23 protein-coding genes are annotated in these 24,637 nt (G+C 73.0%); 10 read left to right on the top strand and 13 right to left on the bottom strand.

Translation table 11 applies throughout. From position 1 onward, the window contains the following. Window positions 1-56 precede the first annotated feature (56 nt). Entirely contained in the window at window positions 57-383 is a 327-nt protein-coding gene (locus ACZ6QO_RS01010; protein ID WP_465846425.1) for a nuclear transport factor 2 family protein, read from the top strand. Window positions 384-476: 93 nt separating this feature from the next. On the opposite strand, the gene ACZ6QO_RS01005 is transcribed toward ACZ6QO_RS01010, so the two are convergent. The 3 genes from ACZ6QO_RS01005 to ACZ6QO_RS00995 form a co-directional block, all read right to left on the bottom strand. After that, the gene (locus ACZ6QO_RS01005; RefSeq protein WP_465846423.1) at window positions 477-1,595 is read right to left on the bottom strand and encodes a HAMP domain-containing sensor histidine kinase; all 1,119 of its coding nucleotides are present in this window, start codon (window positions 1,593-1,595) and stop codon (window positions 477-479) included. 179 nt (window positions 1,596-1,774) lie between these two features. Further along, complete coding sequence (locus ACZ6QO_RS01000) at window positions 1,775-2,428, bottom strand: response regulator transcription factor (protein WP_465846421.1); 654 nt, start codon at window positions 2,426-2,428, stop codon at window positions 1,775-1,777. Window positions 2,429-2,464: 36 nt separating this feature from the next. Next, window positions 2,465-2,776 (bottom strand): hypothetical protein, encoded by a 312-nt coding sequence (locus ACZ6QO_RS00995; RefSeq protein WP_465846419.1) that lies wholly within the window; start codon window positions 2,774-2,776, stop codon window positions 2,465-2,467. Between ACZ6QO_RS00995 and ACZ6QO_RS00990 the strand changes: the two genes are divergently transcribed. After that, window positions 2,769-3,959, top strand: coding sequence for a S41 family peptidase (locus ACZ6QO_RS00990; protein ID WP_465846417.1), 1,191 nt, complete (start codon window positions 2,769-2,771; stop codon window positions 3,957-3,959). The two genes, ACZ6QO_RS00995 and ACZ6QO_RS00990, sit on opposite strands and share 8 nt — an antisense overlap. A 130-nt stretch (window positions 3,960-4,089) precedes the next feature. On the opposite strand, the gene ACZ6QO_RS00985 is transcribed toward ACZ6QO_RS00990, so the two are convergent. From ACZ6QO_RS00985 to ACZ6QO_RS00975, 3 genes are all read right to left on the bottom strand, one after another. Beyond that, window positions 4,090-4,500 (bottom strand): hypothetical protein, encoded by a 411-nt coding sequence (locus ACZ6QO_RS00985; protein WP_465846416.1) that lies wholly within the window; start codon window positions 4,498-4,500, stop codon window positions 4,090-4,092. 205 nt (window positions 4,501-4,705) lie between these two features. After that, on the bottom strand, window positions 4,706-5,641 hold the full coding sequence (locus tag ACZ6QO_RS00980) for a DUF2332 domain-containing protein (protein WP_465846414.1): 936 nt from the start codon (window positions 5,639-5,641) through the stop codon (window positions 4,706-4,708). 75 nt (window positions 5,642-5,716) lie between these two features. Next, window positions 5,717-7,255: an AMP-binding protein gene (locus tag ACZ6QO_RS00975; RefSeq protein WP_465846412.1), complete on the bottom strand. Its 1,539-nt coding sequence runs from the start codon at window positions 7,253-7,255 to the stop codon at window positions 5,717-5,719. 218 nt (window positions 7,256-7,473) lie between these two features. Between ACZ6QO_RS00975 and ACZ6QO_RS00970 the strand changes: the two genes are divergently transcribed. After that, entirely contained in the window at window positions 7,474-7,851 is a 378-nt protein-coding gene (locus ACZ6QO_RS00970; RefSeq protein ID WP_465846410.1) for an avidin-fold protein, read from the top strand. A 213-nt stretch (window positions 7,852-8,064) separates the two neighbouring features. Here ACZ6QO_RS00970 and ACZ6QO_RS00965 read toward each other — a convergent pair whose 3' ends face one another. Further along, on the bottom strand, window positions 8,065-8,721 hold the full coding sequence (locus ACZ6QO_RS00965; protein ID WP_465846408.1) for an Lrp/AsnC family transcriptional regulator: 657 nt from the start codon (window positions 8,719-8,721) through the stop codon (window positions 8,065-8,067). Window positions 8,722-8,840: 119 nt separating this feature from the next. On the opposite strand from ACZ6QO_RS00965, the gene ACZ6QO_RS00960 reads away from it, so the two are divergent. From ACZ6QO_RS00960 to ACZ6QO_RS00930, 7 genes are all read left to right on the top strand, one after another. Next, window positions 8,841-10,457: an ABC transporter substrate-binding protein gene (locus ACZ6QO_RS00960; protein ID WP_465846406.1), complete on the top strand. Its 1,617-nt coding sequence runs from the start codon at window positions 8,841-8,843 to the stop codon at window positions 10,455-10,457. Continuing rightward, the gene (locus ACZ6QO_RS00955; RefSeq protein WP_465846405.1) at window positions 10,432-11,601 is read left to right on the top strand and encodes an ABC transporter permease; all 1,170 of its coding nucleotides are present in this window, start codon (window positions 10,432-10,434) and stop codon (window positions 11,599-11,601) included. The genes ACZ6QO_RS00960 and ACZ6QO_RS00955 overlap by 26 nt, the downstream gene beginning before the upstream one ends. A gap of 31 nt (window positions 11,602-11,632) precedes the next feature. Then, window positions 11,633-12,514: an ABC transporter permease gene (locus tag ACZ6QO_RS00950; protein ID WP_465846403.1), complete on the top strand. Its 882-nt coding sequence runs from the start codon at window positions 11,633-11,635 to the stop codon at window positions 12,512-12,514. Beyond that, window positions 12,511-13,449 (top strand): ABC transporter ATP-binding protein, encoded by a 939-nt coding sequence (locus ACZ6QO_RS00945; protein WP_465846401.1) that lies wholly within the window; start codon window positions 12,511-12,513, stop codon window positions 13,447-13,449. Before ACZ6QO_RS00950 ends, ACZ6QO_RS00945 begins: the two co-directional genes overlap by 4 nt. After that, complete coding sequence (locus tag ACZ6QO_RS00940; RefSeq protein WP_465846399.1) at window positions 13,446-14,360, top strand: ABC transporter ATP-binding protein; 915 nt, start codon at window positions 13,446-13,448, stop codon at window positions 14,358-14,360. The genes ACZ6QO_RS00945 and ACZ6QO_RS00940 overlap by 4 nt, the downstream gene beginning before the upstream one ends. Then, on the top strand, window positions 14,357-15,337 hold the full coding sequence (locus ACZ6QO_RS00935; RefSeq protein WP_465846397.1) for a M24 family metallopeptidase: 981 nt from the start codon (window positions 14,357-14,359) through the stop codon (window positions 15,335-15,337). The genes ACZ6QO_RS00940 and ACZ6QO_RS00935 overlap by 4 nt, the downstream gene beginning before the upstream one ends. Before the next feature lie 165 nt (window positions 15,338-15,502). Beyond that, a complete protein-coding gene (locus tag ACZ6QO_RS00930; protein ID WP_465846395.1) occupies window positions 15,503-16,774 on the top strand; it encodes a sensor histidine kinase in 1,272 nt (423 codons plus the stop codon). A 15-nt stretch (window positions 16,775-16,789) separates the two neighbouring features. Here the strand turns inward: ACZ6QO_RS00930 and ACZ6QO_RS00925 are convergent, their stop codons facing one another. The 6 genes from ACZ6QO_RS00925 to ACZ6QO_RS00900 all read right to left on the bottom strand — a co-directional run bounded on the left by ACZ6QO_RS00925 (window position 16,790) and on the right by ACZ6QO_RS00900 (window position 24,571). Beyond that, window positions 16,790-19,522, bottom strand: coding sequence for an exo-rhamnogalacturonan lyase family protein (locus tag ACZ6QO_RS00925; protein ID WP_465846394.1), 2,733 nt, complete (start codon window positions 19,520-19,522; stop codon window positions 16,790-16,792). Window positions 19,523-19,582: 60 nt separating this feature from the next. After that, complete coding sequence (locus ACZ6QO_RS00920) at window positions 19,583-20,128, bottom strand: hypothetical protein (protein ID WP_465846393.1); 546 nt, start codon at window positions 20,126-20,128, stop codon at window positions 19,583-19,585. Then, window positions 20,125-21,000 (bottom strand): carbohydrate ABC transporter permease, encoded by an 876-nt coding sequence (locus ACZ6QO_RS00915; RefSeq protein ID WP_465847218.1) that lies wholly within the window; start codon window positions 20,998-21,000, stop codon window positions 20,125-20,127. The genes ACZ6QO_RS00920 and ACZ6QO_RS00915 overlap by 4 nt, the downstream gene beginning before the upstream one ends. 10 nt (window positions 21,001-21,010) lie before the next feature. Then, on the bottom strand, window positions 21,011-21,976 hold the full coding sequence (locus tag ACZ6QO_RS00910; protein ID WP_465846391.1) for a carbohydrate ABC transporter permease: 966 nt from the start codon (window positions 21,974-21,976) through the stop codon (window positions 21,011-21,013). A gap of 18 nt (window positions 21,977-21,994) precedes the next feature. Next, complete coding sequence (locus ACZ6QO_RS00905) at window positions 21,995-23,272, bottom strand: ABC transporter substrate-binding protein (protein WP_465846389.1); 1,278 nt, start codon at window positions 23,270-23,272, stop codon at window positions 21,995-21,997. Between the two features lie 234 nt (window positions 23,273-23,506). Then, window positions 23,507-24,571, bottom strand: coding sequence for an MSMEG_0565 family glycosyltransferase (locus ACZ6QO_RS00900; RefSeq protein WP_465846387.1), 1,065 nt, complete (start codon window positions 24,569-24,571; stop codon window positions 23,507-23,509). Between the last annotated feature and the right edge of the window lie 66 nt (window positions 24,572-24,637).

The raw sequence follows: 24,637 nt of genomic DNA, 5'->3' as shown, positions 1-24,637 counted from the left end.
ACGGGGATGACGGGGATAAGGCCGTGGACCGATCTTGCAGCACGGAGGCTCGTACCATGACGACTTTCACCCTTCCTCCCGCCGTCCAGCGGGCGGTGGACGCGGCCAACGCCGGTGACATCGACGACTTCCTGGGCTGCTTCGCCGACGAGGGCGCCGTCGACGACTGGGGACGGGTGTTCCGCGGCCCGGCCGCGATCAGGGGCTGGAGCGACAAGGAGTTCATCGGCGTCCGGGTGAGCCTGACGCTCACCGGGGTGCGCCAGACCGGCGACACGGTGGTGGTGTCGGCCATGGTCGGCGGCGACGGCTTCAACGGCCCGTCCGACTTCGCCTTCACCGTCGAGGACGACCTCGTCTCCCTCATGCGCATCACCGGCTGACCGTCACCGGGCTCCCTGGCCGTCATCGCGGCAGGCGGCGGCCGGCCGCACGGTCGTCCTCACGGCAGGAGGCGGCGGACGGCCGCTCGGCCGTTATCGCGACGGGAGGCCGGAGGCGGCGGGAGGCGTTTGCGCCGTCATCGGGGCTCGGCGGGGCGGGAAGACGACCGACAGCTCCAGGCCGCCGCCCTGGTTGGGGGTGGCGTGGACGGTGGCGCCGTGCGCCCTGGCGATCGAGGCGACGATCGACAGCCCGAGGCCACTGCCCTGCTCGCGAGTGGTGTGCAGCCGCCGGAAGGGCGCGAACAGCTCGCCCAGGCGTTCCGCGGGCACCGCGGGGCCGGTGTTCCGGACGGTCAGCGCCCCGCGCGCGAGCGTCACCGCGACCGTGCCGCCGGGACGGTTGTAGCGGAGCGAGTTGTCGACGAGGTTGGTGACGAGCCGGTTCAGCAGTACCGGGTCGCCGTCGACGAGGAGCGGCTCCACGCGCGTCGTCACGGTGACCCGGCCCGGGTCCGCCTCGGCCACGACGAGCCGGACCACCTCGTCCAGGGCCACCGGGCCGCTGCGGTCCAGGCCGTTCTCCGCCTGGGCGAGCACCAGCAGGGCGTCGATGAGGTTCTCGGTACGCCGGTTGTGGAACAGCAACTTGTCGCGGATCTCGCCGACGTCCTCGGGGAGGCCGATCTCGATCGCCGCGCGCTGGACGGCGAGCGGGGTCCGCAACTCGTGGGAGGCGTTGGCGATGAACCGCCGCTGCCCCTCGACGGACCGCTGGAGCCGGTCGAGCATCGCGTCGAAGGTGTCGGCCAGCTCCTTCAGCTCGTCCTCCGGCCCGGTGAGCGCGATCCGTTCGTGCAGGTTCGACACCGACAACCGGCGGGCGGTGGCGGTGATCCGGTGGACGGGCCGCAGGATGCGCCCGGCGACCAGCCAGCCGACGACGACCGAGACCAGCGCGAGGACGCCGACCGTGAGCGTGGCCATCTCCCACTGGTAGTTGACCACGTCGGCCACCAGCCCGGGCAGCTGCGCGGGCCGGTCGTCCGGCGCCAGGCGGCCGATCTCCCCCGGCGCGACGGGCGCGGGGGGCGCCGTGGGGAGCCGGGCGACGCGCGACCGCAGGGCCTGGCTGAGCAGCACGTTGACCGTGACGAGCAGTACGACCGAGGTCAGCAGGAACAGCCCGGAGTAGATCAGCGTGAGCCGCACCCGGACCGTCGCCGCGGCGGACCTCCGGCCCGTCGTCCCGGCGGAGCCCCCGCCCGTCGTCCCGCCGGAGCGCCCGCCCGTCGTCCCGGCGGAGCGCCCGCCGCTCGTCCTCGCCGCCCCGCGGGCCGCCGCCCCTGCGGAGCCCGCGCCGGTCGTACCGGCGGATCCCCGGCCCGTCGTCACAGCAGGTATCCGGCGCCGGGAACCGTCTGGATGCACGGCGGGTCGCCGAGCTTGGCGCGCAGGCGGCTGACCACGACCCGCACCACCGTGGTGAACGGGTCGGCGTGCTCGTCCCACGCCTCTTCGAGCAGCCGTTCCGAGCTCACGACCGCGCCGTCGGCCCTCATCAGGACCTCAAGGACGGCGAACTCCTTCAGCGACAGGTGCAGGTGCCGCCCGTCCCGCGACGCCTGCAGCCGGTGGGGGTCGAGCACGATCCCGTGCCGCGTCAGCACGGGCGGCACCTGCGACCGGCTGCGCCGTCCCAGCGCCAGCACCCGTGCCACCAGCTCGGCGTAGTCGAACGGCTTGGGCAGGTAGTCGTCGGCCCCCATGCCGAGGCCCGCGACCCGCTCCGGCACCGACGCCGCCGCGGTCATCATCAGGATCCGCGTACGGCTGCCGCGCTCCACCAGCGCACGGCACACCTGGTCGCCGTGCGTCTCGGGCAGATCCCGGTCCAGCACGAGGACGTCGTAGTCGTGCACGGCCAGCCGCTCCGCCGCGGCGGCGCCGTCGTACACCACGTCGACGGCCATGGCGTGGCGGCGCAGCCCCACCGCCACGAGATCGGCGAGGTCACGTTCGTCTTCCGCCACCAGTACGCGCATACTGAGGTTCGTAGCCGAACCGGGGTAACAACGGCGTTAACGATTCCGTTCACGGCCGCGCAACCCGCTTCCGGCCACGCTGGTCGCCATGATCAAAGCCTTGTGCGCGACCGCCGTGTCGGCGGCCGTCCTGTTGTCCGCTCCCGCGGCGACCCCGACGCCCGTTCCGAAGCCGTCCGCCCCGAACGCCCCGAACGCCCCGGCGACCCTGTCCTCACCTGCGTCACCGGGATCACCGGCGTCACCGGCGCCGTCCACGTCCCCGCCGGCCACTCCCGCGCCCGGCGGGGGGTGCGCGCCCGCCACGGCGCCGCCACCGGAACCGGCGCCGCCGACCACGGTGAACACCCTCCGGCAGGCGTACTTCTGCGTGCTGGACAACTACTACGGCGGCCCCGTCATGGACCCGAGGACGCTGCTGAAGAGCGCCTTCGCCGCCTACACCCAGAACCTGCTGCGGCGCGGCGCCGATCAGCCCGGCCTGCGGTTACCGGCCCTGACCGGGAACCGCCAGAGCGACTGGACGGCCTTCGCGAAGGTCCTCGGCGCCGGCGACGCCGCCGCGCTGCGCGCCGCGATCGACGGGATGGTCGCGGGGCTGCACGACAACCACGCCCGCTGGATACGGCCGACCCCGCCGCCGGAGGGCGGGCCGACCGGGACGGGCCTGGCGGGCGCCTCCGGCCTGTACGGCCCGGAGCCGGACCCGGCCGCGCGGCCGCCGATGTTCATCACGCGCGTCCTGCCCGGCAGCCCCGCGGCCAGGGCCGACGTCAGGCCCGGTGACATCGTGCTGAAGGCCGGCGGCATGCCGCCGTTCATCGGGGACACCTTCAACCGGGGCATTCTCGCCGTCCTGGACAAAAGCCCGCTACGGCTCACCCTCAAGCGCCCCACGACCGGACGGATCCGCACCGTCACGCTGAAGGACGGCCCCGTCACGCCGGAACCCCGGACGGTGACGTCCAAGGCGCTCGGCGACGGCGTCACCTACGTCCGGCTGCCCGGGTTCTTCTCCGGCGCCGCCGACCAGGTCATCGCCAAGCTGCGGGACAAGCCCGAGGCCGTCGTCCTCGACCTGCGCGGCAACGGCGGCGGGTCGCCCGACGAGGTGACGCGGCTGCTCGGCGCGTTCGCGCACGGCAAGGTGACCAGCTACTTCTGCCCGCCTGAGGGCGAGTGCACCGCCAACCGCACCGACGACGGCGTGCCGCTCCTCGGCGCGCGCCTGGTCGTCCTCACCGACCGCGGATGTGCCTCGGCCTGCGAGGACTTCAGCGGGGCCGTCAAGGACAACGGCATCGGCACCCTCATCGGGACCCGCACCGCCGGGGCCGTCTCCGGGCCCGCCTCCGGTCACCTGCTCGACGACGGCAGCGTCCTGCTCCTGCCGCACGTCCGGCACCTCGGCCCCGCCCGCGAGATCATCGACACCATCGGGGTGCCGGTGGACCACTACGCGCCTCTGACGGCCCTCGACCTCGCCACCGGACGCGACCCGGCCGTGGCCAAGGCCCTCGCCATCCTGTGAGCACCCATGCCGGTGCGGCCGTCCGCCGACCGCGCGCACCTGTGCGGCCCGGGTCCGGGGGGCGGGCTCTGGCGGACCGTCCGGGAGCGGACCCCACCCGGGGTCGGCTCGCGGACGGTCCCGCGCGGGGTCAGCTCGCGGACGGTCCGCGCCGGTGCTTCGGCACCACGGACACGGCCGCGAGCGCGATGCACGCGTGGACGAGCGCCAGGACGAGCAGGAAGACCAGCCCGACGGGCCACAGGCCCTGGCTTTCGCCGTCCGCCCCGCCGCGGAACACGCCCACGACGAACCAGGCCAGGAACGGGACCGGCGCCACCAGGCCCCACCAGAACCCCTTCCGGCCGGCCCACCACTCGACGAGCCCGGTCACCAGCGCGAGGAGGAGGAACATGGGCAGCAGGTAGGAGGAGTCCATCAGATCGGGGGACGCGGTCGCGGAGGCCACCGGGGCGGTCGCCAGGCACACCGCCACGCCGGCGCATCCGGCGAGCAGCAGGACGAGCACCGACAAGACGGTACCGACGGGTCGAGACGGCATGGTTTCCCCTTCATCCCGGCGGACATCGCACCCACCACGCATGGCGGGTACGAGAACGCATCCTCTCCCACCGGACATAAGTTGATCAATAACGCCATCCGGCCGGGGGCCGCCGACCGGCGCTCGCGGGAACGCGACGGCGCAGGACGACGCGACGGGCGGCGGCGGTAACCGGTGAAGGGTGAAAGGTGAAGGGTGACGGGGGCTACGCGATCCAGACGATCCCCTGTCCGTGCGGTCTGGTCCAGGCGAGCGGTGTCCCGTCGAGCGCGAGCACGTTGTACAGCGTCTCGTCCGGCGGTGCCGGCAGCGACTCGTAGGTCAGTACGTCCGGGGTCTCGTTCGTGATCCAGTGTCCGGGCAGCCGGCCCACGACCTCGGCGAACGCCGCCCGCCGCAGCGGCGGCAGCTGGTACAGCGCCGAGCTGTGGAACACCACCAGCGTCGCTCCGGAGGGGGCCTGGGCGGCCAGCGCGGGCAGGTCGTCGACCATGTCGCCCTTCACGAGCAGCGGCGGGTCGGCCGCGGCGACGGCCGCCGCCGCCCTCAGCCGGGAGCGGCGATGCGCGTGCTCCGGCCAGATGAGGGCTTCGAGCCACGCTAGATCGGCGGGGTCGGTCACGTCGAGCGGGTTCAGGTCCAGCCCGGCTCGCCACACCACCTGGGGAAGGCTCGCCGGCGGGTCCATGCCGACGGCGGCGCAGTCGAGGACCGGCCCGCCGGAGCCGACGACGTGGTCGCCGTAACGGTAGGCGTACCGGTCGGGGTACAGGCACAGCCCGGCGGACGCGCCGACCTCCAGCAGCGCCACCGGCTGCGGCAGCGCGGCCAGCACGGGCGCCAGGACCGCGCACCGCCCGGCCTCGTTCGTCTGCGTGACCCGGACGCGGATCTCCGCCTCGATCAGCGGCCAGTTCGCCACCGCGTACGCGTGGAACGCGGCCGGATCGCCGACCGGCCCGCCGAGCGACCGGACGACGCCGAACAGCAGGTTCGGCTGCCGCTTGGCCGGGGGAAGAGCGGCGAGCAGGCCAAGGAGCTCCTCGTCCCGCGACACCGCGGAGGCCAGCCGCTCGTACGTGGGCGACACCCCGCGGGCCTCGCGCACCGCGAACGCGGCGTACATCTCATCGATCGTCATGTCCCCTGCGATACCACTCGGGCCGGCCCGCGGATCGAGCGGGAGCACACGCCCCGAGCCGACCCGCCTCGTGGGTCAGCGGTCGTGGAGGTAGGCGTCGCGGACGCGGGAGCGGGAGAGCTTGCCGGTGGGGGTGCGGGGCAGCTCGTCGCGGTAGCCGATGACGCGGGGGTGCTTGAAGCGGGCGATGCGCGGCTCGCAGTGGGCCAGCAGCTCGGCGGTGAGCTCGGGGCCCGGCGCCGCGCCGGGGGCCGGCTGGACGAGGGCGACGACCTGCTGCCCCCACTCCTCGTCCGGGACGCCGATCACGGCCACGTCGGCGACGGCCGGATGCTCCAGCAGGGCGGCCTCGACCTCGGCCGGGTAGATGTTCACCCCGCCCGAGATGATCAGGTCGGTGCGGCGGTCGCACAGGAACAGGTAGCCGTCCTCGTCCAGGTAGCCGATGTCGCCGGGGGCGTACCACTCGCCGCGCCTGCTCGCGGCGGTGCGAGCGGGGTCCTTGCGGTACTGGAAGGCGCCCATGGAGGACTTGATGTAGATCAGTCCGGGCTGCCCGGCGGGCAGCTCGCCGCCGTCGTCGTCCAGGATCCGGACCTCGAACGAGGGCGCGGGGCGGCCGACGGTGCCCGGGCGGGCGAGCCACTCGCGCGGCTTGACGGCGAAGGCGATGGCGGACTCGGTGGAGCCGTAGTACTCGTACAGCACCGGACCCCACCAGTCCATGATCGCCTTCTTGACGGCCACCGGGCAGGCCGCGCCCGTGTGGACGACCTGCTGGAGCGAGGACAGGTCGTACCGCTTCTTGACCTCGTCGGGCAGCCGCAGCATGCGGTGGAACATCGTGGGCACCATCATCGCGTTGGTCACCCGGTGGCGCTCGATCAGCTCCAGGATGAGCGCCGGGTCGAACCTCGGGGCGATGACCACGGTGTGCCCGAGGTTCAGCGCCATCTGCGTGTGCGCGCACGGCGCCGAGTGGTACATCGGCGAGGTGACCAGGTGGACGGCATCGCCGGGCCGCAGGTCGCAGACCTCGCCCACGAACCACCGGACGATCGGCGCGGACCGCTCGGGCGCCGCGCCGGACAGCGGCCGCTGCACGCCCTTCGGGAACCCGGTGGTGCCGGAGGTGTACCACATGACCGACCCGTTCGACCGGTCCTCCGGCGCGTCCGCCGGCCGCCCTTCCGCGAGGCCCGCGTGGCCGTCGAACGTCGCCTCGGCCGGGATCCCCGCCGCCGCGCAGGCGTCCTTGACGGTGGCCGCGAGCGCGCCGTCGCCGGTGTCGCCGTGCACGACGACGCGGGCGTCGCAGTCGCGCAGGATGTACGCGATCTCGGACGCGGTCAGGTGCCAGTTGACGGGCACGTAGTACAGGCCGATCTGCCCGGTCGCCAGGAGCATGACCACGGGGTCGAGTCCGTTGGGCAGCACGCCCGCCACCACGTCGCCCTTGACCAGCCCGCGACCCCTGAGGCCGTGGGACACCTGGTTGACGCGGGCGAGCAGCTCGCCGTAGGTGGTGACGGCGCCGTCGGCGCCCACGACCGCCCTGCGATCGGGGTCTGCACCGGCGATGGCGTAGAAGCCGGGAAGCTCGCTGATGTCCATGGGCGCTCCTCGTCGCGGGCGGTGGTCGAGGCGTGGGGGGCGGTTCAGGTACTCCGTCCCCAGAACATTGCTCTTCCGAACCCGCCCGGCCGGTCGTACAGAACATGGCTCGGTCCGCGGGGCCGCCGCAGACAGATCACTTCGTCAGTCTGGCGAAGGTGAGCGAAACGTCCAACCCCGTTTTGCGGTCGGAGCGCGGAGGGGCACGATGCGGAGACGTGAGCGAGACGATTCTTTCCCCCGGCGCCTCCGGCGACCTGCTCGACGGCCGCACCTTCGCGATGGTCAGCTCGACCGCGAGCGAGGTGAACGCCGACGAGCCCACGCGCTTCCACTACCAGGAGGCGAACGGGATCGTCTGGGGCGACTACATCGGCGACACCGTCGTCCACGGCCGGTTCGTCGGCACCCGCGACGACGACCGCGTCGAGCTCGCCTACGCGCACGCGCTGAAGACCGGCGGCCGGGCGGCCGGACGCGCCACCAGCCGCATCGAGCCGCTGCCCGACGGACGGCTGCGCCTGATCGAGGAGTTCGCCTTCGACGGCGACGACACCCCGCAGATCAGCGTCTGCGAGGAGATCGAGACCACCTGAGGAGTCGGCCGGTCCGGTTCCCCTCCGTACGACGGCGCCGGATTCACCACACCACATCCCACCGCCGCAGCGCCGAATCCGCTTGCCCAAGGGGCGAGGGATCGAGGAGCCGCAGGTCAGCGGGCGAACTCACGTCCTGGAGGTGGGCGCGGCCTTCGCCGGATCCGCTTGCCCCCAAGGGCGAGGGACCGAGGAGCGGGAGGTCGGCGGGGGTCACGGTTCCTTGTGGAGGTGGGCGCGGCCTTCTGCGGCGCCGACGAAGCGCATTTTGCCCAGGGGGACGTTCGACGGGGGCTGCGGGGGCGGGTCGGCGGCGGCTGCGGGCGGGCGGCGGGCGGGCTGACGGGAGCGGCCGTCGGAGGGCAGGACGTAGGGCCGCCTGAGCACCTCGTCCAGGATGAAGACGGTCTCCGTGGCCTTGACGGCCGGGATGCTCGCCAGCCGTTCGGTGACCAGGGTGTGCACGGAGGCGACGTCGGGCATCCTGACCTGGATCATCGCGTCGTGCTGCCCTGTGGTGATCGCGCAGTACTCCACCTCGGGCATCTGCGCGAGCTGGGCGCGGAACTGCTTCCACATCTGCTGGCGCACGGTCACGAAGACGAGCGCGGTGATGCCGAGCCCGGCGCGCACGTGGTCGACCTCGGCGGTGAACTTCTTGATCACCCCGTCGGCGCGCAGCGCCTCGAACCTGGTGTAGGCGCTCGCCCGGGAGATCCCGACCCGCTCGGCCAGCGCCGCCACCGAGATGCGGCCGTTCTCCCGCAGCACCTCCATGATCTTCATGTGGATGGCGTCGAGCTGCAGGCCGATGCCGATCCGTCCAGGGACCCCGGTCCCGGACGATGGCGTGCCTGACATTTCGGTCATACATCGTCCCCATGCGCTCTATCCGTCTCGGCTCACTGCCATGAGCTGGACGTTTTATCGGACAATCCTGGACCACACGCTAACAATCGTCTACATAGCCCAATTCCGGAGGACACAGAATGGCGACCCGCTCGCGGCGCCGTACGGCTTGGCAGGCGAGGGCGGCTCTGCTGCCGGTCCTGCTCACCGGCGCGCTCTCCCTCGCCGCCTGCTCCGGTGGCACCCCGTCCACCACGTCGTCGCAGGGCGGCGGCAGCACGAGCAAGACCCTGGTGATGGACGCGTCCTTCACCCTCAAGACCGCCGACCCCGGCCGCAACTACGAGCCCACCGGCCTGACCGTCGGCAAGGCGCTCTACGACACCCTGCTGACCTTCGAGGGCTCCGACGTCACCAAGCCGCTCCCCTCGCTCGCCGAGTCCTACGAGCAGTCCCCCGACGGCAGGACGCTGACGCTGAAGCTGCGCCAGGGCGCCACGTTCTCCGACGGCTCCCCGGTCACCGCCGACGACGTCGTGTTCTCCCTCAACCGGGTCCGCGACCTGAAGGGCAACCCGTCCTTCCTGCTGGACGGCGTCGAGGTGGCCAAGACGGACGCGACGACGATCACGCTGACCTCCAAGACGCCACGGCCCGAGCTGCCGTTCGTCCTGCCGAACCCCGCGCTGGGCATCCTGAACTCCAAGGTCGTCAAGGAGCACGGCGGCACGGCCGACTCCTCCGACAAGGCCGAGCAGTACCTCAACAGCGCCTCCGCCGGGTCCGGGCCGTACGAGCTGGAGTCGTTCAACACCTCCTCGCAGGTCGTGCTGAAGGCCAACCCGAAGTACTGGGGCGCCCACAAGCCCGCCTACACCAAGGTCGTCATCCGCAACGTCGAGTCGGCCACCCAGAAGCTGAACGTCCAGCGGGGTGACAGCCAGATCGCGCTGGACCTGTCCGGCGACCAGGTCAAGGGCGTCGGCGGGAACCTGCAGACCCTGAAGACCGCCTCGGCGAACGTCGTGTTCCTGCTGGCCAACCACGACTCGGGCGTCAGCGGGGTCACGAGCAACCCCAAGATCGTCGAGGCCGTCCGCAAGGGCGTCGACTACCAGGGCCTGCTGGAGCTGGCGGGCGAGGGCTCGGTGCAGGCGCCGGGCGTCATCCCGACGATGCTGCTGGGCGCGCTGCCCGCCGACCAGGCCGTCAAGCGGGACGTCGAGGGCGCCAAGGCAGCCGTCGCGGCGAGCGGGGTGAGCAACCCGACGGTGAAGCTGGAGTACCCGAGCGACATCACCCTGCAGGGCCTGTCGTTCCAGCCGTTCGCCGAGCGCGTCCAGGCCAACCTCAAGGAGGTCGGCATCACCGTCGAGCTGGCCCCCGGGCCGGTGGCGACGGCGCTGGACAACTACCGCAACGGCAAGGAGGAGCTGGGCCTGTGGTACTGGGGCCCTGACTACCCGGACCCGACGGACTACCTGGCCTTCCTCCCCGGCAAGACGGTCGGCCTGCGCGCCGGCTGGAAGGCGGGGGCCGACAAGGACCTCGAAGCCCTCGGCGACAAGGCGGCCGCCACCATCGGCGACGACACGCGCAAGCAGCTCTACACCGACATCCAGAACAAGCTGAACGCCTCAGGTCCGTTCATCCCGCTGATCCAGCCGAGCCAGAACATCGTGACGGCGGCCTCGGTCACCGGGCTCCAGTTCCACCCGGTGTGGACGGTCGATGTCGCGGCCCTCGGCGCCAAGTGACGACCGGGCGGGCGGCGCGGCGGCGAGCCGTGCCGCCGGCCCGGGCGACAACGACACCACCACCGGCGGCCCTGCCGTGAACGACGGCGGTCGCCGCCGGCCGCGCGGCAGGGGGCACCGGCGGCATCCGCTGGCGCGGTTCCTGGCCCGCAGGATCGCGATCGCGGTGCTGCTCGGATTCGGGATCACGCTGGTCACCTTCGTCCTGACCAATCTGGTGCCGGGCGACCCGGTGACGGCCAACCTCGGCCAGCGGGCGCTCGGCGACCCGGCGATCGTGGCGCAGTTCCGCGCCGAGCACGGCCTGGACAAGCCGCTGCCGGCGCAGTACCTGACCTACCTCGGCGGCCTGCTGCGGGGCGACCTCGGCATGAGCCAGCAGAGCCACCGTCCCGTGCTGGACGACCTGGCGGAGTTCGTGCCCGCCACGATCGAGCTGGCGGGCGGCGCGATCCTGATCTCGCTGGTGGCGGGCGTCGCGTTCGGCGTGATCGCGGCGCTGCGCCGCGACCGGCTGTCGGACCAGGTACTGCGCGTGGTGAGCCTGGTCGGCATCTCGGTGCCGACCTTCTGGCTCGCCCTGGTGGCGTTCTACGTGTTCTTCTTCCGGTTGCAGATCACCCCCGGCAGCGGCCGGATCGCGCCGGACATGAGCGCCCCGCCCGCGGTCACCGGCCTGTACACCGTCGACGCCGCCCTCGCGGGCCAGTGGGAGGTGTTCTCCTCCGCCGTGGGCCACCTGATCACCCCGGCGCTGGTGCTCGCCGCGTACACCATCGGCCTGCTCACCCGCTTCACGCGGTCGGCGGTGCTGGAGGTGCTCGGGCAGGACTATGTGCGCGCCGCGCGGGCCAAGGGCCTGCCCGGCCGGGTGATCCTGTTCCGGTACGTGCTGCGGTCGGCGCTGGTGCCGATCATCACGGTCGCCGGCCTGGCGTTCGGCAGCCTGCTGTCCGGAACGGTGCTGGTGGAGTCGGTCTTCGCGCGACCCGGCATCGGCCAGTACGCCTACAAGAGCGCCACGACCCTCGACCTGCCCGCCGTCATGGGCGTCGGCCTGGTGGTGGGCTTCGTGTACGTCCTGATCAACCTGGTGGTCGACATCCTGTACGGGATCATCGACCCGAGAGTGAGGCTGTCGTGATCGCCCGCGTCCGCCGCGGAGGGGGGCCGGCGTGAGGATCCTTCCCGGCGCCCCGGACAGGAAGGGCGTGCTGGCGCGCCTGCCGGAGGCGTGGCGGCGGCCGCTCGCCGTCGCGGGCGGGGTGGTCGCGCTCGCCTGGCTGGTCATCGCCGTGGCGGCCCCGCTGCTCGCGCCGCACGACCCGCTGGCCCAGGACCTGCCCAGGCTCGCCTCCCCCGGGCCGGGCCACTGGCTCGGCACCGACCAGCTCGGCCGCGACATCCTGTCCCGCGTCATGTACGGGGCGCGGGTGTCCATCCCGCTGACGTTGCTGCTGGTGGTGCTGTCGCTGCTGATCGGCGGCGCGCTCGGGGCCTGCGCCGGATATTTCGGCAGATGGGTCGGCGAGGGGATCATGCGGCTGGCCGACCTGGTCTTCGCCTTCCCCACCGTCATCCTCGCCATGGTCGTCGCCGCGGCCCTGGGCGCCAGCCTGACCAACGCGGTGCTCGCCGTGCTGGTGGTGGCCTGGCCGTCGTACGCCCGCGTGACGCGCGGCCTGGTGCTCGGCATGCGCGAGCGCGAGTTCGTGCTCAGCGGCCGCCTGCTCGGCTTCTCGGCCTGGCGGTCCCTGCGGGTCGACGTGCTGCCCAACGTGACCGGCCCCATCCTGGTGCTGGCGACGCTGGACATCGGCAGCGCGCTGCTGCTGCTGTCGGGCCTGTCCTTCCTCGGGCTCGGGGCCAAGCCGCCCTCCGCCGAGTGGGGGGCGATGGTCGCCTCCGGCGTGGAGGTCTTCGACAGCTGGTGGGTCGCGACGTTCCCCGGCCTGGCCATTCTCACCGTGGTGCTCGCCTTCAACTTCCTGGGCGACACCCTCCGCGACGCCCTGGACCCGCGCACGGCCCGGGCCATCAAGGAGCGTGCGCTGTGACCGTGAACGACGTCCGGGACGACTCCCCGGTGCTGAGCGTCGAAGGGCTGACGGTCTCGATCGGCGGCCACGAGATCCTGCGCGGGGTGGACCTGCTGCTGCGACCGGGACGCGTGCACGGCCTGGCCGGCGAGAGCGGCTCTGGCAAGACGATGACCGGCCTGGCCGCGCTCGGCCTACTGCCGCACGGCGCCCGTACGGGCGGCCGCATAGCGCTGGACGGGCGCGACCTGCTCGGCCTGTCGCAGCGCGACCTGAACGCCGTGCGCGGACGCGACATCGCCATGGTGTTCCAGGACCCGGCGACCAGCCTGCACCCGATGCTGACCGTCGGCCGCCAGATCACCGAGCACATGCGCCACCATCTGCGCGTCGGCAGGGCCGAGGCGCGGGCGCGGGCGGAGGAGCTGCTCGGGAAGGTGCGCATCCCGGGCCCGTCGGCGGCGTTCGACCGCTACCCGCACCAGTTCTCCGGCGGCATGCGCCAGCGCATCGCGATCGCGATCGCCCTGGCCTGCGGCCCGAAGGTGCTGATCGCCGACGAGCCGACCACCGCGCTGGACGTGACCGTCCAGGCGGGGGTGCTGCGGCTGATCAGAGGCCTGTGCGACGACCTCGGGCTCGCCGTGCTGCTGGTGACGCACGACCTCGGCGTCATGTCGGCGGTCGCCGACGAGGTCAGCGTCATGCGCGAGGGCCTGGTCCTTGAGACCGGGCCGCGCGCCCGGGTGCTGCGCGAACCCGAGCACCCCTACACCCGGGCGCTGCTGGACGCGCTGCCCAAGGAGGGCGCGGCCGTCCGGCCGGACGCCCCGCAGGAGCCGCCGCCGGGCGGCCCGCGGGAACCGTCTCCGGGCGGCCCGCAGGAGCCGTCGCCGGGCGGGCCCGTGCCGCCCGGCGAGGGAACGGACGTGTTGCCGAGGGAGGGGTCATGAGCCTGCTGACCGTGCGGGACCTGGTCGTCGACCACCGGACGCCCGGCAGGCCGGCCGTGCGGGCGGTCGCGGGGGCCAGCCTGGAGGTGGCGGCCGGCGAGGTGGTCGGCCTGGTCGGCGAGTCCGGCTGCGGCAAGTCCACCCTGGCCCGCGCCGTCTGCGGGCTGGTCCCGGCCGGCGGCGGGGCCGTCGCGTTCGAGGGCGGCCCGGTCACGCCCCTCGGCCTGCGCCGCAGGACCCCCGCGCTCACCAAGATCCAGATGGTGTTCCAGGACCCCTACGCCTCGCTCAACCCCCGGCGGCGGGTGGGCGCGCAGATCGCCGACGGCCTGGCGGCGGCCGGCGACCGCGAGACGACCCCCGCCGGCATGCTCGAACGCGTGGGCCTGCCCGGCCGGATGGCCGAGCGCTACCCGCACGAGTTCTCCGGCGGGCAGCGCCAGCGCATCGCGATCGCCCGCGCCCTGGCGGCCCGCCCCTCGCTGCTGATCGGGGACGAGCCGATCTCGGCGCTGGACGCCTCCGCGCAGGCGCAGGTGGCGACGCTGATGCGCAACCTCGCGGTCGAGTCGGGCGCGGGGCTGCTGTTCATCAGCCACGACCTGTCGGTCGTCCGGCTGATCGCCGACCGCATCGCCGTGATGTACCTGGGGAAGATCGTGGAGACCGGGCCGACCGCCGAGATCTGGGCCGAGCCGCGCCACCCGTACACCCAGGCGCTGCTGCGGGCCATCCCGGAGGCGGACGGCCTCGGCCGGCTGCCCGAGGAACTGCCCGGGGACGTGCCCGACCCGGCGGACCCGCCGCCCGGATGCCGTTTCCACCCCCGGTGCCCGGTGGCGATGCAGGTGTGCGCGGACGAGGAGCCCGCGTTCGGGCCGGTGGCCTGCTGGCTGCACCCGCCCGCATGATCGAGGAGGTCATGGCGGCCGTCCAGGCGCGGATGTCGGAGGCGGGCCTGGACGCGCTGGTGCTGCGCCCCTCCCCCGACATGCGCTACGTCGCCGGGCACGACGCGCCGGGGTTCCTCGTGCTGGTGCCCGGCCTGCCGCCCGGGTTCGCCCCGGACGCCGCCGAGGCCGCCGCGCTCATCCCCGCCTCGGCCTCGCGGGTGGGCGTGGACGCGCAGATGCGGGCGCACGAGCTGTTCGTGCTGCGCGTGGACGCCGACCTGGTGCTGGCCTCGGCCGTGCTCGACCCGCTGCGGATGCGCAAGCGCCCCGAGGAGGTCGCCGCGATCGAACGGGCCGCGGCGGCCGCCGACCGCGTCCTCGGCGCGGCGCGGGCGCTGTCGTGGTTCGGCGCCACCGAGGAGGGCATGGCCGCGCGGCTCGCCGCGGAGGCGGGGGACGCCGAGCACCTGTCGGTGGTGGTGGCGAGCGGGGAGAACACGGCGCGGCCGCGGCACGTGCCGTCCGGCCGGGTCATCAACCCCGGCGACGCGGTCACCGTCGAGGTCGCGGCGCGGTCGGGCGGGTATCACGCGCACGCCGCCCGCGCCTTCTTCGTGGCCGAGCCGCCGGAGGACTTCGATGCGCTGTACGCGGTGCTGCTGTCGGCCCGCGACGCCGCCGCGGCGGCCGTGCGGCCCGGCGCGACGGCCGCCGAGGTGGACGCCGCCGCCTGGACCGTGCTGGACGAGAGCGGCTACGGGCCGTACGTCACGCGCGGGACGGGCCAGGGCATCGGGCTGGAGCCGCGTGAGGGCCCCTGGCTCACCGCCGCCGACCGCACGGTGCTCGCCGCGGGCATGACCCTGGCGATCGAACCTGCGATCCACGTACCCGACCTTTACGGAGCCCGAGTCGGAGACGTAGTGGAATGCAGCGAAACCGGGGTGCGGACCATGAACCTGGCGCCCCGCACACTACATGTCCTTGATCCATAGTTTGTGCCATCTTGCCCTTTCACTGCCCCGACCTCGAATGATGCGGATTTAAGGTGATCACGAGGCGGACAGGGGGGCGCTGCGGTGAGGCTCTGGCGCGACTGGTCCGTGCGGACCAGGCTGACGTGGGTCGCCAGCGTCATGACGGCCTTGCTATGCGTAGGCGTGAGCGTGCTCGTTTTCCTGGGAATGTACGGCCTCGCCGAGTCCCGCCAGCGCCAGGAGATCATGGCGAGCCTCATGCACGTCTCGAGAATGATCCATGAGGACAGGCTGCCCCCGACCCTGAAACCGGAGGACCACGCGCGGCACATCCAGGTCGTCGACCCCTCCGGCCGCGTCCTCGCCGCGACCCCCGAGCTCGCCGGCGAGCCGCCGATCGCCCGGTTCACCCCGCCGGACGACGCCGCGGTCGCCAGCAGGAAGCTCTGCTCGCCGCCGGGCATCGCGGACACCTGCGTGGACGTCGTGGCCCTGCGCTTCTACCGGACCGGGGGCGACTACGTCATCTACGGCGCCGGCACGCCCGTCCCGTGGTACGTCCATCCCGCCGTCCTCGCGCTGCTCGGCGTCGCCTCCCTGGCGCTCACGGGCGCCACCGCCGTCGGGACGTACCGCATCGTGCGCCGCGCCCTCGCGCCCGTCGAGAGCGTGTGCGAGGAGCTGGCCGAGATCACCGTGTCCGACCTGGGGCGCCGGGTACCGGTCCCGGCGCAGCGCGACGAGATCGCCGCCCTGACCGTCACCGTCAACTCGACCCTGGACCGCCTGCAGCAGGCGGTGGAGCAGCAGCGGCGCTTCGCCTCCGACGCCGGCCACGACCTGCGCAGCCCCATCACGGCCATGCGGACCCAGGTGGAGGAGGCGCTGCTGCACCCGGAGGACACCGACTGGACGAAGATGGCGGAGGCGGTGGTCGCGAGCCTGGACCGGCTGCAGGCCATCGTCACCGACCTGCTGGTGCTGGCCAAGCTCGACGCGGGCGAGAAGGTCTCGCGCAGCTACATCAACCTCGCCGAGCTGGTGCGCACCGAGGTCGGCCGCCGGCCCCGGCGCAAGCGCGTCGTGCTGCACCTGCGACCCGGCGTCGTCGTCAGCGGCGACCGGCTCCAGCTGCTGCGGCTGCTGACCAACCTGCTGGACAACGCCGAGCGGCACGCCACCTCCACGGTGACCATCCTCGTCGACCGCGACGACGGCCGGGCCGAGCTGCAGGTGATCGACGACGGCGAGGGCATCTCGCCCGACCAGCGGGAGGCCGTCTTCCAGCGCTTCACCCGGCTGCCCTCGGGCCGCGAGAAGGACAAGCAGGGCACCGGCCTCGGGCTGGCGATCGCCCGGGACATCGCCCAGCACCACGAGGGGAACCTCGTCATCGAGGACTCCCCGGTCGGCGCCCGCTTCGTCCTGCGCCTGCCCCTCCTCACCGGTCCCTGAACCGGCCGCCGCGGGTCAGGGAGGGGTGATCCGGTCGCCGACGAGGGCCAGGTTCTGGATGGCCGCCAGCCCGTACAGGGCCGTGGTGTTGGTGGACACCCACGCCGCCTCCTCGGTGGGGTTCAGCGTCGTGGCGACCTTCTCCGACCGCCACGGCAGGTTCGGGGCGTAGCCGTCGCCGGTGTAGAACTCCCGCCACGCCCGGGCGGCCAGGTCGTCGCGGCCGAGCCGCACCGCGGCGTAGGCGGTCAGCCGGGAATGCCCCTGCCGGAGGATGAGGTTGCCGAAGGCGGCGCCGGTCTCGGCCGTCTGCTCGGCGGCGGTGCCGTTGAACAGCCGGCAGTACTGCAGCCACGCCGCCTCGAACTCCGGCATGTCGACCAGGTCGATCAGCTCCGCGCAGATCTCCACCTGGCCGAACATGGCCGACAGGTGCGAGACCGCCACCTTCTTCTGCGCCGGGGCGAACTCTCCGGTGCTCAGGCTGTACGACCCCTCGCCGGTGACGAAGCCGTTGGGCATCGCGGCGATCGTGCGCATGGTCGCCTTCAGCTTCCGCTCGGCGACCGGGTCCCCGCCGCGCTCCCACTCGGTCAGCCAGGCGGCGGCCAGTCCCGACCAGTCGGTGCCGAGACCGATGGCCAGCGCCTCGGGGTCCGGCGTGTACGGCTCGGTGCGGATCTTGCGCAGCGGGTCGAGCGCCATGAACGTCTTGTCGGAGTCGACCAGCGCGCGCATCAGGTCGCCCGCCCGCTCGTCGGCGGTCAGGTAGTAGAAGATCCGCCGGTAGGCCGCCGTGGAGATGCGCTGCTGCTTGGCGCTGCACCCCCAGTGCTGCACGTTGTGCCGGGTGCCGAGCCCCGCCCACGGGCCCGCGTGGTAGACGTCCACCTCGCCGGTGTGCCGGGTCATCGCCTCGGCGAACCGGTAGACGTCCGCCCGGCCCGAGCGCAGGAACGCGTACCACAGCCACAGGTCGGGCGACAGCTCGGAGTTGTCCCAGGCGTACCCGCCGACGTCGTACCGCCAGACCCGCCGGTCGGTGTCGTAGGTGTGCATGATGTCGCCGTGGTTCCAGAACCCGTACCAGTGCCGCTGCTCGACCTGCGACCTGTGGTAGGAGAACAGGAAGTCCAGATGGTCCTCGATCGCGGCGGCCGCCGGGTTCGACCGGTCGGCGGGGGCGAACAGCCCGCCGAAGACCTTCGCCGCGACCAGGTGCCCGACCGGGTTGACGATCTGCGGCGGGGTGCGCACGGCGTCGGCCATCGCGGCCAGCCGGGCGGCGTCCGGGGTGGCGCCGACCGCCCAGAACATCAGCTCGCTGGTGCGCGCGATGCCGTACGGCGTGCCGAACCCGGGCTCGTAGTCCTCGTAGGTGATCTCCAGCCCCTCCAGCTGCTCGGGGTAGGTGTCCTGGCCCATCCCGTCGTGGTAGAAGCGGGTGTCCATCGGGGGCGCCTGCGGGGACCACAGCCAGACGGTGACCTCGGCCTCCTGCGACGCGGCGCCGCGCACGTCGAGCTGGGTGGGGTGGCGCTGCCAGAAGTCGCGCAGCCCGAACGCCAGCCCGCCGGAGACGCCGCCGACGTACCCCAGCCCCGAGGCGCGGCCGCCCTGGTCGACGTCGACCCAGCCGTGGCCCTTCTTGGTCCGTTTGCGCACGGTGAAGCCCTCGGCGGACGGCTGGGCGAGCGTGTAGTCGCCCCAGGCGGGAATGAGGCCGACGCGGCCGCTCACCCGGGTGTCCCAGGTGGAGACGTCGGGCAGCCTGCCGCCCGCGACCTGGGCGGCGCGCACGGCCGCGCCCGGGTCCCTGCGCAGGCCGGTGACGCCCTTGACCGCCTCGGCCAGCATGCCGTGCCCCTCCCCCACGAAGCGCACGTGCCGGTCGTAGGTCTCGTCGCGCATGGGCACCCTGAACCGCACGCCGAGCCCGGCGACGAAGTCGTGCCGGCCGTCGCGGTCGAACACGAACGAGTGCACCATGCGGATGCTCTCGGCGCCCGCGTAGAAGTACAGGCGCACCGTGAACGGCAGCCACGTCCTGCCCCTGGCGCTCTGGTGCCTGCCCTCGACGCGGACCACCGCGCGCACCGGGCCCGACTGCTCCACGGTCACCTGGCGGACGTCGCTCAGGAAGCGCTCGCGCCGCGGCATGTCCTCGTCGTCGTCCTCGGCGATCGCGTCCTGCCGGAGGGCGACGAGCCGGCCCCGGCGCGCGATCTCGGCCCCGCCGCGCCAGACGTGGCTGATGAGCTCCGGGCCGTCCTTGCGGACGCGGACCCTGATCACGCCGGTGTCCACCTCGACGTGGCCCTTGGCGTCCTTCACGGTGACCGGCGCGGCCGGGGCGGCGGGCGTGCCGGCGGCGAGGGTGTAGGCCGCGGCGGGGACGGCGGCGCTGATCGCGTGCGCGGTCCACTTCAGCGATCCGTCGGGCCAGTAGGCGATCGGCCAGCTCTGCACGGGCACGGCCGCTCCGTCCGGGGCGGTCAGCGCGAACGCCTGCCCCTTGGGCACCGTCCCGCGCGGCCAGGGGGTGCCCCAGGTGGAGCCGGCGGCGAGGGACGGCGCCTCCTCCAGCCAGCGCACCGTCACCTCGGGCACCTCGGGCACCCCGGGCACCCCGGCGGCCGTCGCCGCGGCGGGCGCGGCGGCCGGGGGCTGCGGGGCGAGGGGCAGGACGGCGCCGGCGCCGGCCGCCGCCATCCCCTTCAACACATCTCGTCGGGCGATCTCAGGCATGGCTGAACTGCACCTCCGTACGTGGTGGCCGACCTCGCGGACGTGCCTTCCGCTCCGAGGTCAGGCGTGCTGGGCGGGGACCCGCGCGTCGACGGCGACGGCGGCGAGGACGAGCTGGCCGAGGGCCAGCGGCGTGACCAGGGGGAACGTGGAGCAGATGATGGCGGCGGCCGCCGCCGCCATAGCCAGCAGCGCCGTCCCGTGCAGGTCGGCCCGCAGGGCCGCGCGGAAGGCGTCCGGCCAGCCGAGGCCGGGCCGCCAGGCCCCGGCGCAGCGCAGGGCGAGCCCGGCGGCGGCGACGGCCAGCAGCGGCACCAGCACGGCGAAGACCTCGTGCCCGGGCAGCCCGGCGTCCACGGCCGCCCAGTCGAGCGCCAGCACCAGGCACAGCGCCGGCGGCACGGCGAGCGCGAGCGGCCCGGCGCGGGCGACGGCCAGCAGGCGCCGGGCGTACGGCCGCACCCCGACGGCGCTCTCGCCGCGGTCGCGCAGCAGCGCGCAGCCGGCCGCCAGCGCGGCGAAGGCCGTCACCACCGGCAGCGCGGCGAGGAACACCAGCACCCCGAGCAGCAGCGACTCCGACAGGAGCGCCAGGCGGCGGCTCATCCCTTCAGGCCCGAGGTGGCCAGGCCCTGGACCAGGAAGCGCTGGAAGGCGGCGAAGAACAGCAGCACGGGCACCAGCGAGAGCACCGACAGGGCGAACATCGGGCCGAAGGAGGCGGCGCTCTCCTGCAGGTCGACGAACATGCGCAGCGCCAGCGGCACCGTGAGCCGCTCGGGGGACGACAGGTAGATCAGCTGGGTGAAGAAGTCGTTCCAGGTCCAAATGAACGTGAAGATGGCCGTCGTGATCATCGCGGGTTTGATCAGGGGCAGCGTGATGTGGGCGAAGATCCTGACCGGCCCGCAGCCGTCGATGCGGGCCGCCTCGTCCAGCTCGCGGGGCAGCTGCCTGATGAACTGCACCATCAGGAAGACGAAGAACGCGTCGGTGGCCAGGAACTTCGGCAGCACCAGCGGCCAGAACGAGTCCACCATGCCGAGCCGCTGGAAGACGGTGTACTGCGGGATCAGCACCACGTGCTGCGGCAGCATGATCGTGGCGAGCATGAACGCGAACAGCGGGGTGCGCAGCCGGAACCGCAGCCGGGCGAAGGCGTAGGCGGCCAGCGAGCAGGTGACCACGTTGCCGATCACCGCGCCGCCCGCCACCAGCGTGGAGTTGAGGAAGTACCGCCACACCGGGGTGGCGGCGGAGGCGTCGAAAACGGCGGCGTAGTTGCCGAAGGTGAACGACTCCGCCCACAGCCCGACGCTCGCGGCGATGCGCGCGCTCGGCTTCACCGAGCTGGTCACCAGCCACAGCACCGGGTACAGCATCACCGCCAGCGCCGCCAGCACGACCACGTGCCAGACCACCCGGCGCAGCCCGCGGCCGTTCACCGCCCGCCACCTCCCGTGCGGGCCGGGCGGCATTCGTGACCGTTCACCGCTCACCGCCTCCGTAGTGCACCCACGAACGGGCCGACCTGAAGATCAGCGTGGTGACCAGGGCGATGCCCGCCAGCAGGACCCAGGCCATGGCGGAGGCGTAGCCCATCTTGAAGTCGACGAAGCCCTTCTGCCACAGGTAGAGCGTGTAGAACAGGGTGGAGTCGCCGGGGCCGCCGGTGCCGTTGCTGACGACGAACGCGGCGTTGAACACCTGGAAGGCCCTGATCGTGTCCAGCACCAGGTTGAACAGGATCACCGGCGAGAGCATCGGCACCGTGACCGACCAGAACCGCCGCCACCATCCCGCGCCGTCCACCGACGCCGCGTCGTACAGTTCGGCCGGGATCTGCTTCAGCCCGGCCAGGAAGATCACCATCGGGGCGCCGAACTGCCAGACGCCCAGCAGCACGAGCACCAGCAGCGCGAGGTCGGGGTCGGTCACCCAGCCGCCCGTCCTGACGCCGAAGACCGACAGCACCTGGTCGGCGGCGCCGCCGCCGGAGAACATCGCCCGCCACACCAGCGCCACCGCGACGCTCGCGCCGAGCAGCGACGGTGCGTAGAACGCCGAGCGGTACAGCCCCTGCAGGCGGCTCGCCCGGTTGAGCAGCATGGCCACCGCCAGCGCGGCCGCCAGTTGCACCGGGACGGACCACACGACGAACTTGACCGTCGCCTCCACCGCGTTGAGGAAGTGCGCGTCCTGTGTGAACAGCCGGGCGTAGTTGGACAGGCCGACGAACGACGGCGCGGTGAACAGGTCGTAGTCGGTGAACGACAGGTACAGCGAGGCCAGCATGGGCCCCACGGTGAGCAGGACCGCGCCCGCGACCCACGGCGACAGGAACAGGTACGCGACGCCCGGCCGCTCGCCGTAGGCCGTGCGGCGGGGCCGGGCCGCGGCGGGCGCGTCCCGGGGGCGTCCCACCGGGGTCCTCCCCGGGGCGCGTCGCGTCATGGACATCCGCGGTCCCGGTCAGCCGGCGATGATCTGCTGGGCCTCGGCGTAGTACCGCTTGGCGGCGTCGGCCGGGGTCGCCTTGTCGTACATGACGTCCTGGTAGTACTTGTCGAACAGCGTGAACAGCGTGCCGGCGCCCTTCGGCGGGGCGGGCGGGCCGAGCTTGATCTTGCCGGCGATGAGCTCCTCGTAGTCGTAGACCTGTCTCCACGCTCCGGTCAGGGCCGGCGCGATCGCCTCGCGGTTCTTCACGTTGGCGGGCAGGCCGCGCGACATGCCGAGGATCTTGGCGGCCTCGGGGTCGTTGATGATGAAGTCGGCCAGTTTGAGCGCCGCGGCCCGCTGCTTGGTCCTGGCCGACACGCTGAGCAGCATCGGCGGCTCGCCGTACAGGCCGGGATCGTCGCCGACCTGCGGCAGCGGCGCCAGCGCGTAGGGGTTGTCGTAGCCGGCCCAGGCGTCGGGCGCGACGGTGGAGTCCGGCTGGAACTCCGAGGCCGACAGCTTGCGCGCGAGCGGCGAGCCCGCGGGGTTGACGGCGGTGATCTCACCGGGGGTGGCGGCGCCCGCCTTGCGGAACCTCGTGGCCATCTCCCACCACGCGAGGACGTCCTGCTCGGTGTAGCCGAGCCTGCCGTCCGCGGTGTACAGGCCCTTGCCCTGCTGGGACAGCCAGACCTTGAACCACGATTCGATGCCGCCGAAGTCGTCTGCGCCGTAGACCTTGCCGCCGGTGCGCGCGGTCACCTTCTTGGCGGCTTCGAAGTAGTCGTCCCAGGTCCAGCCGAGCTTGGGTTCCTTGGCGCCCGCCTGCTTCCACAGCACCGGGTCGTAGACCATCACGACGGCGGTCTGGCCGAGGGGCAGGCCGTAGAGCTTGCCGCCCAGCGTGCCGAGCCCCATGACCTCCTTCTTGAGGTCGGCGGTGCGGATCTCCTTGCCCTCGTGCGGGCGCAGATCGAGCACGACGTTGCGGTCGGCGTACTCACGCAGGTGGCGGTCGCTCATCTGCATGACGTCGGGGGCGTTGCCGCCGGCGGTCTCGGTGGCCAGCTTCTGGAAGTAGGCGTCGTAGATGGCGGTGCTGGTGACGACCTTGACGCCCGGGTTCTTCTTCATGAACAGCCGGACGGCCTCGTTGGTGATCTTCGCGCGCTGGTCGCTGCCCCACCAGGCGAAGCGGATGGTCACCGTGCCGTCGCCCGCGCCCCCTCCGCCGCCGCCCCCGCACGCCGCCAGGGCGGCCAGCAGACCGGTCGCGACCGCTCCCGTCAGGGCCTTGCGCAACGACATATCGCCTCCTGTGGAAAGCGCTTTCCGGTGACGGCGAAAAACCCGTCCCCGTACATGCGCAGCGCTCACGAGTTCCTGCGAAAGGCGCGCGACGGCCTTTCACCTCGCGGTACGTCAAATGGTTCACAAGAGCTTTACGGGGATTAAAACGTTCTTGACAAGATTGTGCAAGACCCATCGCCGCGCCCGTCCCCCGCCTGAATCCCGCCCGCCGCACCCGGGCCGGGCGGGAGGCTAGAGCGACTCGTACAGGGCGATGTGGCGGGCGGCGGCCTCCGACCAGGTGTGGCGGGCGGCCAGCGCGCGTCCGGCGGCCCGGCGGCCAGGGTCGGGGGCGGTGAGCGCCGCGCGCATCGCCTCGGCGAGCCCGCGCGGGCCGGCCGCGAAGCCGGCCGCCGCTCCGAACACCTCACGGAACACCGGCAGGTCGCGGGTGACCAGCGGCACCCCGGCCGCCAGCGCCTCCATGGCGGCCAGGCCGAACCCCTCTTTGAGCGAGGGGAAGGCGAAGACCGCGGCCGAGGCGACCAGGTCGGGCAGCTCATGGTGGCCGACCCGGCCGAGCACGATCGGCTCCACGCCCAGCGCGGCGGCGCGGCGATCCCACTCGGCCCGGTAGCCGCGGTAGTCGAACAGGGTCTCCCCGCCGGCGACGATCAGGCGCAGATCCAGGTCGGCGAGCAGCGCGTACGCCTCCAGCAGGTCCATCGAGCCCTTGCGCGGCTCGATGCCGCCCACGGTCAGCACGTACGGCCCGAACCGGTCGCGCCAGCGCCGGTCGCCGTCGCACGCGGCCCGCGCGAAGCGCCCGGCGTCGACGCCGTTCGGGATGACCGTCGCGGTGATCCCCCAGTCCTCCGCCAGTTCGCGGGCGACGGCCGCCGAGACGCAGACGTGGGTGTGCGGGCGGACGATCGCCCGCTCGTGACAGGCCGCCAGCTCGGGTGTGGTGAAGTGGTCGATGTGGTGCACGGTGCGCACGCAGTCCTCGACGGCGTTGGCGCTGATGCAGTCCTGGGCGTGCACGACGTCGTAGGGGGCGGGGTCGAACGCCTCGCGCAGCACCGAGATCGAGCGCAGGACGCGATCGCCGACCGTCTCGCCGGGGATGTCGGGGAACGGGACGAGCACCTGCCGCACGGCCGGGTCCACCGCGCGGAAGAACCCTGCGTCCCCGCCCCGGGCGAGCGTCCACACCGTGACCTGCATGCCCGCGGCGGCCAGCGCCTCGGCCAGACTCAGCGTGTGCACCACCCCGCCCCTGGGCTTGGTGGAGTAGGTCAGCAGCGCGATCCTCACCCGTGGCCCCCCTGCCTCATCGACGGCCGCCCTGCCGCACGGCACCGCCCGGCCGCATCGGCTGCT

The sequence above is a fragment of the Sphaerisporangium sp. NPDC049457 genome, from assembly GCF_055586705.1.
Note: the sequence above shows the minus strand (reverse complement) of the source record. Positions and strands in the feature narration are given on the sequence as shown.